Source organism: Bradyrhizobium sp. RDI18, from assembly GCF_043203335.1.
Taxonomy (GTDB): domain Bacteria; phylum Pseudomonadota; class Alphaproteobacteria; order Rhizobiales; family Xanthobacteraceae; genus Bradyrhizobium; species Bradyrhizobium retamae.
In genome coordinates this window covers 2,924,465-2,940,455 of the sequence record NZ_JBICRN010000008.1, presented here as the reverse complement: position 1 = coordinate 2,940,455, position 15,991 = coordinate 2,924,465, and the positions used below count along the sequence as shown (strand labels likewise).

General features: G+C 62.3%; 15 protein-coding genes. 4 read left to right on the top strand and 11 right to left on the bottom strand.

Going from position 1 to position 15,991, the window contains the following annotated elements; translation table 11 throughout:
• Positions 1–44: 44 nt before the first annotated feature.
• From scpA to ACFXS9_RS23315, 8 genes are all read right to left on the bottom strand, one after another.
• Positions 45–2,201, bottom strand: a complete 2,157-nt coding sequence (scpA, locus tag ACFXS9_RS23350; protein ID WP_392692393.1) for a methylmalonyl-CoA mutase — start codon at positions 2,199–2,201, stop codon at positions 45–47.
• 42 nt (positions 2,202–2,243) lie between these two features.
• Positions 2,244–2,711 (bottom strand): GFA family protein, encoded by a 468-nt coding sequence (locus tag ACFXS9_RS23345; protein WP_392692391.1) that lies wholly within the window; start codon positions 2,709–2,711, stop codon positions 2,244–2,246.
• Positions 2,708–4,576, bottom strand: a complete 1,869-nt coding sequence (locus ACFXS9_RS23340) for a methylmalonyl-CoA mutase family protein (protein WP_392692388.1) — start codon at positions 4,574–4,576, stop codon at positions 2,708–2,710. Before ACFXS9_RS23340 ends, ACFXS9_RS23345 begins: the two co-directional genes overlap by 4 nt.
• A gap of 92 nt (positions 4,577–4,668) precedes the next feature.
• On the bottom strand, positions 4,669–5,160 hold the full coding sequence (folK, locus tag ACFXS9_RS23335; protein WP_392692386.1) for a 2-amino-4-hydroxy-6-hydroxymethyldihydropteridine diphosphokinase: 492 nt from the start codon (positions 5,158–5,160) through the stop codon (positions 4,669–4,671).
• A gap of 1 nt (position 5,161) precedes the next feature.
• Positions 5,162–5,533, bottom strand: a complete 372-nt coding sequence (folB, locus tag ACFXS9_RS23330; RefSeq protein WP_392692384.1) for a dihydroneopterin aldolase — start codon at positions 5,531–5,533, stop codon at positions 5,162–5,164.
• Positions 5,530–6,387 (bottom strand): dihydropteroate synthase, encoded by an 858-nt coding sequence (gene folP, locus ACFXS9_RS23325; RefSeq protein WP_392692382.1) that lies wholly within the window; start codon positions 6,385–6,387, stop codon positions 5,530–5,532. Before folP ends, folB begins: the two co-directional genes overlap by 4 nt.
• An 86-nt stretch (positions 6,388–6,473) precedes the next feature.
• Entirely contained in the window at positions 6,474–6,881 is a 408-nt protein-coding gene (locus ACFXS9_RS23320; protein ID WP_392692379.1) for a DUF4332 domain-containing protein, read from the bottom strand.
• A 52-nt stretch (positions 6,882–6,933) separates the two neighbouring features.
• Entirely contained in the window at positions 6,934–7,299 is a 366-nt protein-coding gene (locus tag ACFXS9_RS23315; RefSeq protein WP_065744201.1) for a hypothetical protein, read from the bottom strand.
• A gap of 327 nt (positions 7,300–7,626) precedes the next feature.
• Here ACFXS9_RS23315 and ACFXS9_RS23310 point away from each other — a divergent pair, with 327 nt between their 5' ends.
• The 4 genes from ACFXS9_RS23310 (at position 7,627) to ACFXS9_RS23295 (ending at position 12,983) form a co-directional block, all read left to right on the top strand.
• Positions 7,627–9,249, top strand: a complete 1,623-nt coding sequence (locus ACFXS9_RS23310) for a helicase HerA-like domain-containing protein (protein WP_392692376.1) — start codon at positions 7,627–7,629, stop codon at positions 9,247–9,249.
• A gap of 78 nt (positions 9,250–9,327) precedes the next feature.
• On the top strand, positions 9,328–10,647 hold the full coding sequence (locus ACFXS9_RS23305; protein ID WP_392699973.1) for a glycosyltransferase family 87 protein: 1,320 nt from the start codon (positions 9,328–9,330) through the stop codon (positions 10,645–10,647).
• Positions 10,648–10,653: 6 nt separating this feature from the next.
• The gene (locus tag ACFXS9_RS23300) at positions 10,654–12,057 is read left to right on the top strand and encodes a M20/M25/M40 family metallo-hydrolase (protein WP_392692374.1); all 1,404 of its coding nucleotides are present in this window, start codon (positions 10,654–10,656) and stop codon (positions 12,055–12,057) included.
• A 680-nt stretch (positions 12,058–12,737) separates the two neighbouring features.
• Positions 12,738–12,983, top strand: coding sequence for a hypothetical protein (locus ACFXS9_RS23295; protein ID WP_392692371.1), 246 nt, complete (start codon positions 12,738–12,740; stop codon positions 12,981–12,983).
• 6 nt (positions 12,984–12,989) lie between these two features.
• Here the strand turns inward: ACFXS9_RS23295 and ACFXS9_RS23290 are convergent, their stop codons facing one another.
• The 3 genes from ACFXS9_RS23290 to ACFXS9_RS23280 form a co-directional block, all read right to left on the bottom strand.
• A complete protein-coding gene (locus ACFXS9_RS23290) occupies positions 12,990–15,053 on the bottom strand; it encodes a recombinase family protein (RefSeq protein ID WP_392691845.1) in 2,064 nt (687 codons plus the stop codon).
• A gap of 115 nt (positions 15,054–15,168) precedes the next feature.
• Entirely contained in the window at positions 15,169–15,507 is a 339-nt protein-coding gene (locus ACFXS9_RS23285) for a DUF6788 family protein (protein WP_376960332.1), read from the bottom strand.
• 59 nt (positions 15,508–15,566) lie between these two features.
• Positions 15,567–15,833, bottom strand: coding sequence for a DUF5372 family protein (locus tag ACFXS9_RS23280; protein ID WP_392690118.1), 267 nt, complete (start codon positions 15,831–15,833; stop codon positions 15,567–15,569).
• Positions 15,834–15,991 lie beyond the last annotated feature (158 nt).

The window sequence follows — 15,991 nt, the reverse complement described above, 5'->3', positions numbered from 1 at the left end:
AATGGCGCAAGGGAAATCCTATCGAGCAGATACCCGGCGGAGAGCTACTCCGCCGCCTCGCTATGGCCGAGCCGGGCGTTGAGCTTGTGAATCAGCTCTTCGGCGGCGTCCGAGATCACAGTGCCGGGCGGGAAGATCGCTTCGGCGCCGGCCGCATAGAGCGCGTCATAATCCTGCGGCGGGACGACGCCGCCGATGATGATCATGATGTCCTCGCGGCCATGCTTTTTCAGCGCGGCCTTGAGCTCCGGTACGGCGGTGAGATGCGCTGCCGCCAGCGAGGAGACGCCGAGAATGTGCACGTCGTTCTCCACGGCTTGCCGCGCGGCTTCGTCGGCGGTAGCGAATAGCGGCCCGATATCGACGTCGAAACCGACATCGGCGAAGGCGGATGCGATCACCTTCTGGCCGCGGTCGTGGCCGTCCTGACCGATCTTGGCGACGAGGATGCGAGGCCGGCGGCCCTCGGCAGTCTCGAACGCATCGATCAGCGCCTGCACTTTTTCGACCCGGTTGGACATGGCGGACGCCTCCCGCTTGTAGACGCCGGTGATGGACTTGATCTCGGCGCGGTGACGCCCGAACACCTTTTCCATCGCGTCCGAAATTTCGCCGACGGTGGCTTTCGCCCGCGCCGCGTCGATCGCGAGCGCCAGCAAATTGCCGTTGCCTTCGCCGGCGCTGCGCGTCAGCGCGGCCAACGCCTGATCGACTTCCTTCTGGTCACGCTCGGTGCGCAGCCGCTTCAGCTTGTCGATCTGCAGCCGCCGCACGGTGGAGTTTTCCACCTTGAGCACGTCGATCGGCGCCTCGTTGACCGGCTTGTATTTGTTGACGCCGATCACGGCCTGCTTGCCGGCGTCGATCCGGGCCTGCGTCTTGGCGGAAGCTTCTTCGATCCGCAGCTTGGGCACGCCGGCCTCGATCGCCTTCGCCATGCCGCCGAGCGCTTCGACTTCCTGGATATGGCCCCAGGCCTTTGCCGCGAGATCCCGCGTCAGCCGCTCGACGTAATAGGAGCCGCCCCAGGGATCGATGATGCGGTTGGTGCCACTCTCCTGCTGCAGGAACAATTGCGTGTTGCGGGCGATGCGGGCCGAAAAATCCGTCGGCAGCGCCAGCGCCTCGTCGAGCGCATTGGTGTGCAGCGACTGCGTGTGGCCTTGGGTCGCCGCCATCGCCTCGATGGTGGTGCGCATCACGTTGTTGAAGACGTCCTGCGCGGTCAGCGACCAGCCGGAAGTCTGGCAATGCGTGCGCAGCGACAGCGAGCGCGGGTCCTTCGGGTTGAACTGCTTCAACAGTTTTGCCCAGAGCAACCGCGCCGCGCGCATCTTGGCGACTTCCATGAAGAAGTTCATGCCGATCGCCCAGAAGAACGACAGCCGCGGCGCGAAGCGGTCGACGTCGAGGCCCGCCGCAAGCCCGGCGCGCAAATATTCAACGCCGTCGGCCAGCGTGTAGGCGAGTTCAAGATCCTGCGTAGCTCCGGCTTCCTGCATGTGATAGCCGGAGATCGAGATCGAATTGTACCTCGGCATCCGCTGCGAGGTGTAGGCAAAGATGTCGGAGATGATCCGCATCGAAGGCGCCGGCGGATAGATGTAGGTGTTGCGCACCATGAACTCTTTCAGAATGTCGTTCTGAATGGTGCCCGACAGTTTTTCCGGCGGAACGCCCTGTTCCTCGGCAGCCGCCACGAACAGCGCGAGGATCGGCAGCACCGCGCCATTCATGGTCATCGACACGCTCATCTGGTCGAGCGGAATGCCCGCAAACAGCGTGCGCATGTCGTAGATGGAATCGATCGCCACACCGGCCATACCCACGTCGCCGGATACGCGCGGATGATCGGAATCGTAGCCGCGGTGGGTAGCAAGGTCGAACGCGACCGAAAGACCCTTCTGCCCGGCGGCGAGGTTGCGGCGATAGAAGGCGTTGGAATCCTCCGCCGTCGAGAAGCCGGCATACTGCCTGATGGTCCAGGGCTGGTTGACATACATGGTCGGGTAGGGGCCGCGCAGATAGGGCGCGCTGCCCGGCCAGGTCTCCAGGAAATCGATGCCTTCGAGATCGGCCTCGCTGTAGGTGGGCTTTACGGGGATGCCCTCCGGCGTCAGCCACGGCTCGGCGCTGCCGGCGGGCTGCGCGGGCGCGGTGGGTTCAAAGGCGATATTCGCAAAGTTCGGTATGCGGCTCATGTTACCCATTATACCATATGTGGCCGGCCGAGATCGCCACCCCTAATCATGGTCCGGATGCTGGTGGCTGACGATGGTCGCCATCTTCTCCGGTCCGTAGTTCTGCTGCGTTGTCTGGCTCGGCAGGTTGGCGATGCCGACCACCCAGCCGAGCCGGGATTCGGTGCCATATTGCCGGGTTGGCACGACCAGGTCTGGGCGGTCGAACGCGCCGGTCATGATCTCGATCCGGGGGCCCCCGATCAGCCGGTAGGTCAGCGGCGTGCCGCAGGAGGAGCAGAAATCGCGCTCCGCGATGGAGGAGGACTGGAACGAGGCCGGCTTGCCGCGGGTCCAGGTGAAATGCTCGTGCTCGATATCGGCCAGCGAGGCGAAGGGCGCGCCCGATGCCTTCTGGCACATCCGGCAATGGCAGATGCTGACCTTGGGCGGCACTTTCGAGACCGCAAAGCGGATGGCGCCGCACTGGCAGCCGCCGGTCAGGACCGTCTTGTGGTTACTTTCCGTCATGCTCGCTCCATCCGCTGCCAGGCCGCTTGCAGCATCGCCAGCGCATCGCCACCGGCAAAGATGAAATCGGCGACACCGGCCGAGCGCAGCGCGGCCTCCTGTTCGCCGGGCCGCCCTGCGAGATAGATATGTCTGGCGCCGGCCGCTTGAAGGGCCTTGGCGGCGGGCGCCGCGTGTTCCGTATAGCCCTTGTCGGATGAGCAAAGACAGGCGATTGCCGCGCCGGACGCCGTGAATGCGGCAGCGAGTGCTGCAGGATCGGCAAATCCTTGGCTATCGAGCGCCTCGATGCCGCCGGTCTCGAAGAAACTCTTGGCAAAGGTGGCGCGCGCGGTGAAATCGGCGGGTGTGCCGAGGTTGGCGAGAAAGATTTTCGGCCGCGCGCCCGATGCCTTGAGCTTTTCATCCGATTTGTCTCGCAGCGCCTCAAACGGCGCGGCCAGCCGTATCGGCGTGAGCGGATCGAACTTGTACTTCGCCTCGCCATACGGCGGCAGCACGATGTGCTTGGCATCGAGCACCGCGATATCGTCCTCGTGCAGGTTCGGGAATACGCTCGCGCCGGTCAGCACGTCGCGTCGCTTGGCAATATTGGCCTCGCGCGCGGCCCGCGTCGCCGCCACCTTGCGCTGGATCAGGTTCTGCTCAAGCGCGGAGAACGTGCCGCCGGCCTTCTCGATTTCCTGGAACAGCGACCATGCGGCCTCGCAGAGTTGCCGCGTCAGCGTTTCGATGCCGCCGGAGCCGGCTGCCGGATCGCTCACCTTGGCGAGATTGGATTCTTCCAAAAGCACCAGTTGCGTGTTGCGCGCCACGCGTCGTGCGAACGGATCAGGTAGCCCAAGCGCCAGCGTGTGCGGCAATACGGTGATGGCGTTGGCGCCGCCGAGGCCGGCGGAGAAGGTCGCCATCGTCGCGCGCAGCATGTTCACGTAAGGGTCGCGCTGCGTCAGCATGCGCCAGGCGGTATCGGCGGCGATGAACAGCGGTTTGGGCGTCAGGCCACAGGCCTGCTCGATCCGCGCCCACAACAGCCGCAGCGCGCGGAATTTTGCCAGCGTCAGAAACTGATCGGCATCGGCGGCAAGCCGTGCATAAACCATGCCCTGCGCATCTTCGAGCGCAATCCCGGCCTGTTCGATCGCGCGCAGGTAAGCGACGCCAGAGGCGAGCACGAATGCCAGTTCCTGCGCTTCCGATCCTCCGGCATCGTGGATCACCCGTCCATCGGCCGCTGCGAACGGACCCTTAAAGCCCATGGCGGTGAGGCCCTGGATCGCACTGGTAACCGCGGGCACGATTTCGTTCCAGCTATAGGGACTGGAGCCCGACACCGCACAGGATCCCAGCGGGTTGAGACCGAAACGGATATCGCAGGCCGCGGGATCAAGTCCTTTGCGTTTGATGTATTCGGCGACGTGAATGGCCGCCATGCGCGACTGCGGGCCGATCTGCAGCTCGATACCGATGCCGGCGTCGAGATAAATGCCGTCGAGAACCGCTTCGACGGCGTCGGCCGAAGGGTCCAATCCAAACCCGTGGGCGCCATTGGCGCCAGCGAACACCAGTGTCAGGCCGGGGGCGCCGTTTTCGAGATCGTGCAGTGCCTGCGCGTTGGCCGCCTTGGCGTCGGGATGATCGATCCGCTGCATGACCTGCCAGGGCGCGCCGGCGGCACGGCCAGCGACCGGCGTGGCGCCTTTCGCGCGGCGATAGATCGGATCGATTTTCAACCCGTCGGACGTTTTGCTGACCAGTTTCTCGAACGGCGCGCCCTTCAGCACCCCGTCGACCAGCTTGCGCCAGTCCTCGTAGGTCGCCGCCGGAAACTCCGCGGCCAATGTCAGCTCATCGTTATCGGTCATCCGGCCCATTATTCCCTGGTCGTCTCTTGATTTGGCGGGAAATTGCCACGGGGCGGCCGCCAAGCCAAACGGTTGTTTTGGGTCTTTTGGGCTCAATCGAGGTCGGGTAACCGCTCAATTCCCTCGGTCGACAATTGTGCCAGCGCATCCCGCACGCGGCGTCCCGCAATGACACGGTCGGGAACGATCTCGGCCAGCGGCACCAGCACAAAGGCGCGCTCGAAAGCCCGCGGGTGCGGCAGCGTCAGTTCCGGCTTGTCGAGGCTGACGTCATCATAGGCGATCAGGTCGAGGTCGAGGGTCCGCGGACCCCAGCGTGTCTCATGAGCGCGGTCGCGGCCGAACTTTTTCTCGATCTTGTGCAGCGTGAACAGCAGCGCATGCGGATCGAGGCTGGTTTCGATCTCGATGCAGGCGTTGATGAAGGGCGCCTGGTGTTCCTCGCCCCAGGGCGGGGTGATGTAGTCAGAGGAACGCGCGAGCAGCGCAGCCTGCGTCATGCCGCAAATATTGGAGATGGCCTTTTTGAACGTCGCACGGACATCGCCGACATTGCCGCCGAGCGCAATCAGCACACTGGCCATATCAGGGCGATTGCCGTTTGCGCATGAGCACCACGCCGACATCCTCGAAGATCTCGGCGATCGGCGCATGCGGCTTGTGGACCGTGACCTTGACCGCATGGACGCGTGGGAACGCCGCGAAGATCGCGTCGGAAACGGCGCCGGCCGCACGCTCCAAAAGCTTGTAGTTGGTGTTCGTGAACGCGGCGGTCGCGGTCTCGACCGCGCTGGCATAAGACACGGTGTCGGACAGGCGATCAGAGTGCGAGGATTCCGACAGGTCGACGGAGAGTTCGATATCGATCACGAACCGTTGCCCGACTTTGGTCTCGTGCTCCATCACGCCGTGGCGGGCATGGATGACGACGCCGGTGATGAAAATCGTATCGCTCACTGCCGTTCCCTGATTGCCGCAGCCACGCGCAACGCCTGTACGGTTTCGGCGACGTCATGTGCCCGGATGATCCGCGCCCCGTTTTGGGCCGCCAGCAGATGGGCGGCAATCGAGCCGCCGAGGCGCTGATGCGGTTCCGACGGCGTCACCGTGCTGATGAAGCGCTTGCGCGAGGCGCCGACCAATACTGGAAGGCCGAGCGACTGCAACTCGCCGAGCCGCGCCAGCGCGGTCATGCTCTGCTCGGGCGTCTTGCCGAAGCCGATGCCGGGGTCGAGCACGATCTTGTCGGATGAAATTCCGGCTTTTGCTGCGATATCCAGCGAACGCGCAAAGAAAGCGGCGATATCCTGCATGATATCGATCGCAGGATCGGCACGCTCGCGGTTATGCATGACGATGACGGGCGCACCACGCTCGGCGACCAGTCCGGCCATGCCGGAATCGCGCTGCAGGCCCCAGACATCGTTGGCGATGGCGGCGCCCTGATCGAGCGCCCAGGCGACGACGGCCGATTTCATGCTGTCGATCGACACGGGAATGCCGAGCGCGACGACATCAGACAGTACCGGCTGCAGGCGCTTCATCTCCTCTTCCGCCGAGATCGGTTCCGATCCGTAGGGCCGGGTGGATTCCGCGCCGATGTCGATGATGTCGGCGCCCTCGGCGATCATCCGCCGGGCTTGGGCCAGCGCCCGCTCCGGGGTGACAAATTGACCGCCGTCCGAGAATGAATCCGGCGTCAAATTCAGCACACCCATCACCGCCGGATAGGGCCTGGACAGCAGCGCAGGCAGCACCGATTGACCGGCCGGACCGGACGCGGCGGGAGGTTTGGGCTTGGCTGCCATCATGCGGTCGCTTTGCGCGGTCCGCGCCGTCGAGTCAAGGCGTGAGGGCCGTCACCGCGCGACCGGTCTGGCGCTTCAGTCGCGGATGTTCAATAGCTGATTTTGGGCGGCAGCTTGCGCGCTTGCTCGATCAGTTGCTCGACCGATCGTTCGGAGGGCAAAACCCGGACGAGTTTGCACTTCGTGTTTACGTCTTTCATGTTCTGGGCGAGTCGCGCCGGATTGCGATGGGCGAGTTCGCGTACCGTGGTGACGCCCGCGGCCCGCATCAGGCCCACCTTGGCCTTGCCCACCCCGGGAATGCGCATGTAGTCGGAAAAATTGGCCCATTCTAGCAGTTGCTGCTCGCTGATGCCGGTCTTCGCTGCGAGCGACTTGCGCCCTTTCACGGTGCGAGCGGCTTCCAGCAGCGCATCGGTCGTGCGAATGCCCAACGATTTCAGTTTCGAGGCAGAGTAGGCGGTCAAGCCGTCGATCTCGGAAAGGGGATAAGTCATGATACCAGATGAAAAAAGAAGGTGCCCGGGCCGAATCTGCTCACCAACACGACTATGCGAACTGGCTGAGACCCGGCGTCCCCGAAATGATTTCGCCCATTTGATCCGCTCCGATTTTGTCGCGACCGAACCTGAAAAGTTCACGCGCCACGCTTTGAATTTCACTCATGCCCAGACCGAGCGCCATCAGCCTGGTGCCAACCGCCATCAAGCCTCCGCCCATCAGCTTCGCGAAGCCGCCATTGCTGCTGGAAGCCGCAATCGCAGCTTCGGCGCCCGGAATTTGGTCGATCAGAGCCTGAACCTTGTCAGAGGGGCCCTCGTTGCGGAGAAAACCCAGAACGATGCCGATGGTTTTTTCAGCGACAGCGCGATCGATACCGGCCTTGGAGGCCAGTCGCCCTACCAGTTCGTCCATATTGCCCCGTCCCCAAACCGGCTTTACCGGGTCGTCTACTTGCAAAATTTATCTTGAGCGCCTGCGATCTGAAATACAAGCGATCCGCACGTGCGAAGGCCTAGATCGAGTCGCGAGTGTTGCATCAATGCAAGAGTGAAGGCCGGATCCACGCTGACTTGCTGCGCTGCGCTCTCGATTTTTCTGCCGAAGGTTGGAAAAAAGTATGAGAAGCATGAACGAAGAGGCGGGCGAATGCTCACGTATTTACCGCCGACGGTTTCAATCGGCGGGCAGGATGCGATATGATCGCCCACCAAATCCCCCGGCGCGCGAAGAGGCGATGCGATGGTGACTTCCGATAACAAGACGGCCGATACCGAAGAGAAGATCTTCGTCGGAAAGGGCGAACAGACGGCTTGGCTGACGTTGGCGCTTGCCAATCGGCATGGCCTCGTCACCGGAGCGACCGGCACCGGCAAGACCGTGTCGCTGCAGGTGATGGCGGAGGGCTTTGCCCGCGCCGGTGTTCCCGTGTTCGCGGCCGATATCAAGGGCGATCTGTCCGGAATTTCCGAGATCGGCGAGGCCAAGGACTTCATCCTCAAGCGCGCCGGCGAGATGGGCCTCAATTTCCAGCCCGACCAGTTCTCGACCGTATTTTGGGACGTGTTCGGCGAGCAGGGCCACCCGGTGCGCGCCACGGTCACGGAAATGGGGCCGCTTTTGCTATCGCGAATGCTCGACCTGAACGACGTGCAGGAAGGCGTCCTCAACGTCGCATTCCGTGTGGCGGATGAAAACGGCCTGACGCTGATCGACATGAAGGATCTGCGGTCGCTGCTGGATGCGATCGCGCCCGCCGGCGGTAAAAAGGGGCCGGATGCCGAGGAGGATGAACTCGCCGAAATCCGAAAGGCCGCGCAGAGCTTCGGCAATGTCAGCAAGGCGACGATCGGGACCATTCAGCGCCAGCTTCTGGTGCTGGAAAACCAGGGCGGCACGAAATTCTTCGGCGAGCCGGCGCTTTTGCTGAAAGACTTCATGAAGACCGACAGCGACGGCCGGGGAATGGTCAACATTCTGGTCGCCGACAAGCTGATGCAGAACCCGAGGCTCTACGCAACGTTTCTGCTGTGGATGCTATCGGAACTGTTCGAAGAGCTGCCGGAAGCCGGAGACCTGCCGAAGCCGAAACTGGTCTTCTTCTTCGATGAGGCGCATCTGTTGTTCAACGATGCGCCGAAGGCATTGCTCGACAAGATCGAGCAGGTGGTCCGGCTGATCCGCTCCAAGGGCGTCGGCGTCTATTTCGTTACGCAAAATCCGATCGACGTGCCGGACAAGGTGCTGGCCCAGTTAGGCAACCGCGTGCAGCACGCGTTGCGCGCCTTCACGCCGCGTGACCAGAAGGCGGTGAACGCGGCGGCGCAGACCTTCCGGCCGAACCCCAAGCTCGACACCGCTCGCGTCATCATGGAACTCGGCAAGGGCGAGGCGCTGGTGTCGTTCCTTGAAGGCGGCGGCACGCCGACCATGGTCGAGCGCGTCATGATCCGGCCACCGACGGCGCGGATCGGGCCGATCACGCCGGAAGAGCGCAAGGCGATCATGGGCAAGAGCCCGGTCAAAGGCAAATACGACACCGCGGTCGACGCCGAATCCGCCTACGAGATGCTGCAGAAGCGGGTGGCTACGACGGCGGCGCCTGCGGAAGGGCAGGATGGTGGCGCTGGCGGCGGCATTCTCGGCCAGATCGGCTCGATCGTCGGCACGATCTTCGGCACCAACGTCAGGCGCGGCAGGCTGTCGACTGGGCAGGTGATTGCACGAGACGTCACGCGGTCCGTCACCAACAAGGTGGTCGGCGGCATCGTCGCCGATCTCGGCAAATCGGTTGGTGGATCGCTCGGCGGGTCAGTTGGTCGCGCGCTGGTGCGCGGCGCGCTCGGCGGCTTGCTGCGGCGCTAGGAGTTTTGAGCGAAGGTGGTAGTCGATTCGCGTGAAGAACTGCGACGTAATCTCCTCTGAATCCGGAACGAGCGTGTGCTGAGATATCCGTCGCTGCGAAGGCCGCTCGATCTGCTGTTTCTCGTATGTTGCGTCGCGCTGACGGCCGACGTGCTGGTCCCGGAAATCTGGGGCAACGGCAAGACCAAGGACTATCCGCTCTGGTTCTGGGCGGGGCAACAGGTGCTGCAGGGCAAGAATCTCTATCCTGACGACCCCGCCGCCTATTTCGAATTCATCTATCCGCCGCTATCGGCGGTGCTGCTGGCGATCCCGAGCTTTTTCGGCAAGATCCCGCTTTATCTCATCCTGTCGTTTCTCAACATCGTCGCATGGTGGATAACGGCGCAGTTGTCGCACGCGATGGCGGGATCGGGGAAGAAGCCCGGGCCATGGCTGGAAGCACTGCCCGGCTTCGTCACCGTCACCTTCGTGTTCGACATGTTCGACCTCGGCCAGCCCAATCTCGTGCTGCTGGCGCTGATGCTCTACGGGTTCTGGCTGCTGCGCGATCACCGCGGCTGGATGGCGGGAAGCATGTTTGCGCTCGCTACCGCGATCAAGGTGTTTCCGGTCGCGGTGTTGCCTTATCTGGTGTGGCGAAGACAGTGGGCGGCGGCCGTCAGCATGCTGGTTTTCATCGGCCTGTTTCTGTTCGTGCTGCCGGCGCCGTTTCGCGGCTTCCAGCACAATTTCACGGAACTAAGGACCTGGTACCAGGGCATGGTGGGTTCGAGTTCGGAGAAGGGGTTCGGGCAGCGCGACGCGCAGAACTGGTCGTGGGTCAACCAGTCGATCATCGCGGTGACGCACCGGCTGACGCGGCCGGTCAACTACAACCAGGACAATCCGGCCAAACCCGTGCGCACGATGAACATCATCGACGTCGATTTCAGGACGGCGAACTGGATCGTAGTGGCGATCTCGCTCGCGATCGGGCTCGGCTATCTTGCTATCATGCCGCCGGCCTCGCGCCGCACGGAACGGTCGGATGCCGAAGAGATCGGCATCCTGTTTTGCCTGATCACGATCGCTTCGCCGCTGGCCCGGCAATACTACTTCCTGTGGCTGTTCTTCCCGATCACTGTTTTGGTCCACCGCGCCGCTTACGATCCGCGCCCGGCGGTCAAAACCGGGACATGGATATTACTTGCCATTGCGGGCGGCTTGCTGTGCCTGTCGCTGCCGCTGTTTCCGGTTGATCTGCAGGCCTATGGCAACAATCTCGCCGCCACCATCCTGCTCGCGGCGGGGCTGGTCTGGCACATATTGCGTCCGCCTGCCGAAGACGTTGCCTTGCCTCAGGCCACGGGCAAGCTACAACTTGACGCTAACAACAAGGCTCACAGCCAGGGATAACAAGCCATGTCCAACGCCAAGATCCAGCCGGTCCTAGATCACATCGACGCCGATTTCGACAACAGTCTCGAGCGGCTGTTCGCGCTGTTGCGGATCAAGTCGATCTCGGCCGATCCGGCTTTTGCCGGCGATTGCAAGGCGGCCGCCGATCATCTGGCGAAGGATATCGCGACACTCGGCTTCAAGGCCGAGGTGAGGCCGACGGCGGGGCACCCCGCGATCGTTGCCAAGCTCAATGGCAGCAGCGACGGCCGGCCGCACGTTCTGTTCTACGGACATTACGATGTGCAGCCCGTCGATCCGCTCAATCTGTGGCACCGGCCGCCGTTCGAGCCAGTTGTTACCGACCATGCTGACGGCCGCAAGATCATCGTCGCGCGTGGCGCGGAGGACGACAAGGGCCAGTTGATGACTTTCGTCGAGGCCTGCCGCGCCTGGAAGAAGGTCACGGGGGAGCTGCCGGTCGACATCACCATCATCATCGAGGGCGAGGAGGAAATCGGATCGAAAAACTTCGTGCCGTTCCTGGAAGCGAACAAGGCCGACCTGAAGGCCGACTTCGCGCTGGTCTGCGACACCGGCATGTGGGATCAGAACACGCCGGCGATCACGACTTCGCTGCGCGGGCTCGTCTATGACGAGGTCAAGATCAAGGCGGCCAATCGCGACCTGCATTCCGGCATTTTCGGCGGCGGTGCGCGCAACCCGATCCGGGTGCTGACCAACATTCTCGGCGGCCTGCATGACGAGAACGGCCACATCACCATTCCCGGATTCTACGATGGCGTAAAAGACCTGCCGCCCAACATCCTAGCGCAGTGGAAGAACCTGAACCTCACGCCGGAGTCGTTCCTGAAGCCGATCGGCCTTTCCATTCCGGCCGGTGAGAAGGATCGCCTGCTGATCGAGCAGGTTTCCTCGCGCCCGACCTGCGACATCAACGGCATCATCGGCGGCTACACGGGGGAGGGCTCCAAGACCGTGATCCCGGCGGAAGCTTCCGCGAAAGTTTCGTTCCGGCTGGTAGAGGGACAAGACCCCGAGAGAATCCGAAAAGCCTTCCGCGACTATGTCCGCGCGCGCGTGCCTGCCGACTGCAAGGCCGAGTTCACCGACCATTCCAACGCGCCGGCGATTGCGCTCGACTGGAACATGAAGCCGCTGGCGGCCGCCAAGCGCGCGCTGACGGACGAGTGGGGCAAGGAAGCGCTCCTGATCGGCTCCGGCGCCTCGATCCCGATCGTCGCCGATTTCAAGCGCACGCTCGGCCTCGACACCGTGCTGGTCGGCTTCGGCCTCGACGACGACAACATCCATTCGCCGAACGAGAAGTACGACCTGAAGAGCTATCACAAGGGCATCCGCTCCTGGGCGCGGATCCTGGCCGCGTTCGCGGAGGGAGCAAAGTAGCGCGGGAGCGGTAGGGTGGGCAAAGGCGCTCTTGCGCCGTGCCCACCATTCTTTCCGCGGAATTGGTTTGAATGGTGGGCACGCGGAGCCTGTCATCGGGCGCGCATTCGCGCGACCCGTTGGCTGTGTGCCGAGTATGAACGACAGCTTGGAGGTGGAAGTCCTCTATCCAGCCTGATGACGGCGAAGGATTAGCGAAACGCAAGGGCATCACCGCGAGGTGGGGGTCCGAAGAAAGCGTGGAGCAAAGCCGCGGCTCGATGGACAAAATACCGGATAATGAGGCCTGCCCGGCCGGACGAGCGAGCAGCCAATCGCGAAGTCCTCAGTCATCAAGGGTCGGGGTGGTAGATCCGGCGGGCGTGCGGCGAAGGCGGTCGGTCTTACCTCGGGAGGTCTGCGTTGTGTCCCGGCAACGGGACTGAGGTCGTCGCAAGGCGATCTGAGCGCAGCGCAGAAGTCAGCAGAGGGCGTAGTGGGCGGCAGCGCGCCGCTGAAGGCCCGAACGGTGGAAGAGGTCAGTAGAGCGGCAATCTCGTGCAGGCCATGCAGCAGAAGCCACAGCAAACACTGGACTTGGGCCGCGACGCGACGGGTGAAGCCCGAAGCGCCCCTCCCAAGGGATTGAAACCAGCACGGCGAGAGCCAGCCTCGAACGCCCGGCGGTCGCGGGACCGTCGATGGAAGCAGTGATCGAGCGTGAGAACTTGAGGAAAGCGTTGGCGCAAGTGAAGCGCAACAAGGGTGCGGCGGGCATTGACGGGATGACCGTCGACGATCTGCCGGCCTACCTGAAGGAGCACTGGCCCACGATCCGAGCCAAGCTGCTTGACGGCACCTACCAGCCGCAACCGGTGCGGCGGGTCGAGATACCAAAGGCATCGGGTGGCGTTAGGCTGCTCGGCATCCCGACGCGCCGGGCATAATACACCTCATACAGTTTGCGTTGGGGATGGTGGGTCAAGATGGCTTGAAGTCGCAACCCATTTTCGGAGACGCCGGTCGACGTAATCGTCGATGGTGATTGCATATGGCGCATTCGGCTTGCGTTGCAGCGCCGAGACTATACCACGTTCGATCCAGTAATGGACGACCCACAGGCTGACGCCAAATCTCTCACAAACCTGGCTGACGTTCAACGTTCCGGCGGGAAGAGATGGGCCAGTGATACGATGCTTGTAGCGGATCCATCGAATCATGCTGACGGTGAACGGCCTGCCGGTCGAGCTTGTCTGGCCATTGCTTTTGAGTTGCGCGACGATTTCATGATCATCATGTAGTTCCGCCAGCGCGCGGATTTTGGCAACGAACTCATCGGGATAACGAACTGCTTCGGGGCGGTTCGGCCGCTGCCGGACCTCAATTGTCTCAGTAGCCCCACCTTGCCAGCGAATTTGCAATCGCAGCAGTTTGGGTTCTGGACCCTTAGCTACGGTGATGTCGCGTATCAACAGGCGGAGCATGCGCTTGCGGTCACGAGCTGAAGTGCTTGAAGCCTTCCACAGTCGGGGGAAGTCCCTGCCAAGCTGCAGTATTTGCTGCCTCTGTTCGGTTGTGATGCTACGCAGGTTCTGGCGCTCAAAATTGGCCAATTCAGTCTCGAGCTCGAGAAGCCGTTCCATTGCATCGTTCCAGCGCTTCTCGAGCGTACTGGCAACCAACCGATTGCTGGGGTCTGCTTCTTCATAGCGCCGTTCTGCCAAGTCGCAATCATAACGGGCCCGGTCTATCCTTCGTTGCCATTGCGCAGCAATTGACCTATCGCGCTCCTCCAAGCTTGTCAGCGCTTGCAACGCCAGTTCAACCGTCAGTGGCGTGACGGCGGTCAACAGGCGCTCTGCAATGGCGTGATCAAGCGGTTTTGATGGCAGAGACATGCAGTGCTGCGGCGCCAGTGCCTCCCGACGCCTCCAATTGCATTCATAGATCGGGTAAAGACCGCCATTGCCGGCGTAGCGCACATTTAGACGCCGTCCGCAAGCGCCACAAAGCAATAAACCTTGCAGCAAACAAAGTCCCTCTCGAGCGGGTCCGGCGATAACTTCGCTATTGGTCCTGTTCGCCGCCAAGTGTTCGCGGTTGGTAAGGAATCGATCCCAGGTAATATAACCAGCATGGTGATCGGGAATGACAACACGCCACTCATCTTGTGGCATGCGGCGCAACTGAGTTTGAATCTCACCGGTAGGGCCAACCTGCTTGCAAGATTGATATCGGCCAAACACGTAAGTGCCGGCGTAAGATGGATTGGCAAGGACACCGAGCACGCGTGAATGCGTAAGTCGTCCCCAGATCAGCTTGCCGTCCCAGACGCCGCCATAGGCTCGGCGTGGAAAGACAAGGCCGAGTTCATTGAACCGTTTAACTACGCCGTAGGCGCTGCTCTCTTGTTCAAATAGTTCGAAGACTGTTCGAACCGCGCCTTGCACTTCCTGATCGGGGTCGAGGGTGATCCTATCGCCGTCGAATACCAAACCGACCGGCAGAGGGAAGTGCAATTCACCTTTCTGCGCCTTGTTGAGTTTGCCTCCGTGGAGGCGCGCGCGAATGATGTGCAGCTCTGCCTGAGCAAACGTACCCTTCATGCCAAGCACAAGGCTGTCGTTGAAGTCCGCCGGATCGTAGCAGCCATCGCCGTCGAACACCAATGTGCGTGTCACCGCGCACAGCTCCAGCAAGCGATGCCAATCCTTGTTCGAGCGGGCCAGGCGCGAGGCTTCCAGAGAGAAGATCGCGCCGACTTGGCCCATTGCCACATCGCTGACCAGCGTCTTGAAGTCGTCGCGATTGGTCGCCTGCTCGCCGGAGTGACCGAGATCCCGGTCGAGGATCCGGATCTGCTCCGGAGTCCACCCGAGCGACCTCGCTTGGTCCGCCAAGTTGTACTGGCGCTCTGTGCTCTCTTGATTGAAGCGGACTTGCCCCATCGTCGACTGACGGATGTAGATGCAGGCCTGCCGCGCGAGATGATGATCGGCAATCTTGGGATTGATCATGATCGGGTCCTTCCACATCGGGCGGCGGAGCGCCTGCAGCGAGATAGGAGTCGATCATGTTGGCGATGATGGCGCCCGCCTCGGCAAAGTCGAGGGCTGCGACCGCCGGATCCATCTAATCGAGACTTTCGCGGCGACGCAGAAGCTCGGCATTGATCGCGCAAATCTCGTTGAGCATCTCCTGGAGCTTGCGGTAGTTGGCGAGAAACTCGGCCACCTGAGGATACGCGCCATTCGGCACATAGCCGAGCCGCGGGCGTTCGCCGGTTCGAGCGATTGTGGACAGGTAACGCTTGGGGCCGTGTCCCGGTCCGTCGACGCAGTGGCAGCTGGGTCGGCCGCAGCGCTTGTAGGTCTCGATGAGCGACCCGCGCACAATCTGCTCGATCGGCGGCAGGGCACGCAAGAGCTGATGGCGGCGCTTTCGCAGGGCCGCGGAAGAAGGCTTCTTCATTTGCGGACCGAATCGAATTGATGTCCGAGTGATTCAGAAGCTGAGTCATTGGTCAAGCCTCATTTCTTGTGCTTCAACGAAGAGGCGAATTCGGCAAGCGCAAGCAGACCAAGGGCGTCAATGAGCAACGGCTGCTGGCCATTGATAGGCTCGCTCCGAGCACCTGGAAGCGCCCAGTCCGTCCAGTCGCGTGGGACAGCAAGCGATCCGATCTCGGCGTGGCGCAGGCTCAAAGTCTCTACGCCAGAGACCTCTCTGACCTTGAGGACAGCAAATCGCTGACCACGAAGTACATGGAAGGGATGGGTTATCTCAGCCGAACCCAAATCCTGACGGGGCTGAAGTGCAGTTCGACGCAACCGTGCCCACGGTGCTCGACCGCTTCATCCAGCAGGCGGTGATGCAGGTGCTGCAGGCGGACTGGGACGGAACGTTCTCCGATGCGAGCTTCGGCTTCCGGCCGGGTCGCTCGGCGCATCAGGCG

Excerpts from the sequence above, each read along its gene's own strand:
- scpA (WP_392692393.1), bottom strand. The coding sequence starts at position 2,201 with ATGAGCCGCATACCGAACTTTGCGAATATCGCCTTTGAACCCACCGCG.
- ACFXS9_RS23345 (WP_392692391.1), bottom strand. The coding sequence starts at position 2,711 with ATGACGGAAAGTAACCACAAGACGGTCCTGACCGGCGGCTGCCAGTGC.
- ACFXS9_RS23340 (WP_392692388.1), bottom strand. The coding sequence starts at position 4,576 with ATGACCGATAACGATGAGCTGACATTGGCCGCGGAGTTTCCGGCGGCG.
- folK (WP_392692386.1), bottom strand. The coding sequence starts at position 5,160 with ATGGCCAGTGTGCTGATTGCGCTCGGCGGCAATGTCGGCGATGTCCGT.
- folP (WP_392692382.1), bottom strand. The coding sequence starts at position 6,387 with ATGATGGCAGCCAAGCCCAAACCTCCCGCCGCGTCCGGTCCGGCCGGT.
- ACFXS9_RS23320 (WP_392692379.1), bottom strand. The coding sequence starts at position 6,881 with ATGACTTATCCCCTTTCCGAGATCGACGGCTTGACCGCCTACTCTGCC.
- ACFXS9_RS23315 (WP_065744201.1), bottom strand. The coding sequence starts at position 7,299 with ATGGACGAACTGGTAGGGCGACTGGCCTCCAAGGCCGGTATCGATCGC.
- ACFXS9_RS23310 (WP_392692376.1), top strand. The coding sequence starts at position 7,627 with ATGGTGACTTCCGATAACAAGACGGCCGATACCGAAGAGAAGATCTTC.
- ACFXS9_RS23300 (WP_392692374.1), top strand. The coding sequence starts at position 10,654 with ATGTCCAACGCCAAGATCCAGCCGGTCCTAGATCACATCGACGCCGAT.
- ACFXS9_RS23295 (WP_392692371.1), top strand. The coding sequence starts at position 12,738 with ATGGAAGCAGTGATCGAGCGTGAGAACTTGAGGAAAGCGTTGGCGCAA.
- ACFXS9_RS23290 (WP_392691845.1), bottom strand. The coding sequence starts at position 15,053 with ATGATCAATCCCAAGATTGCCGATCATCATCTCGCGCGGCAGGCCTGC.
- ACFXS9_RS23285 (WP_376960332.1), bottom strand. The coding sequence starts at position 15,507 with ATGAAGAAGCCTTCTTCCGCGGCCCTGCGAAAGCGCCGCCATCAGCTC.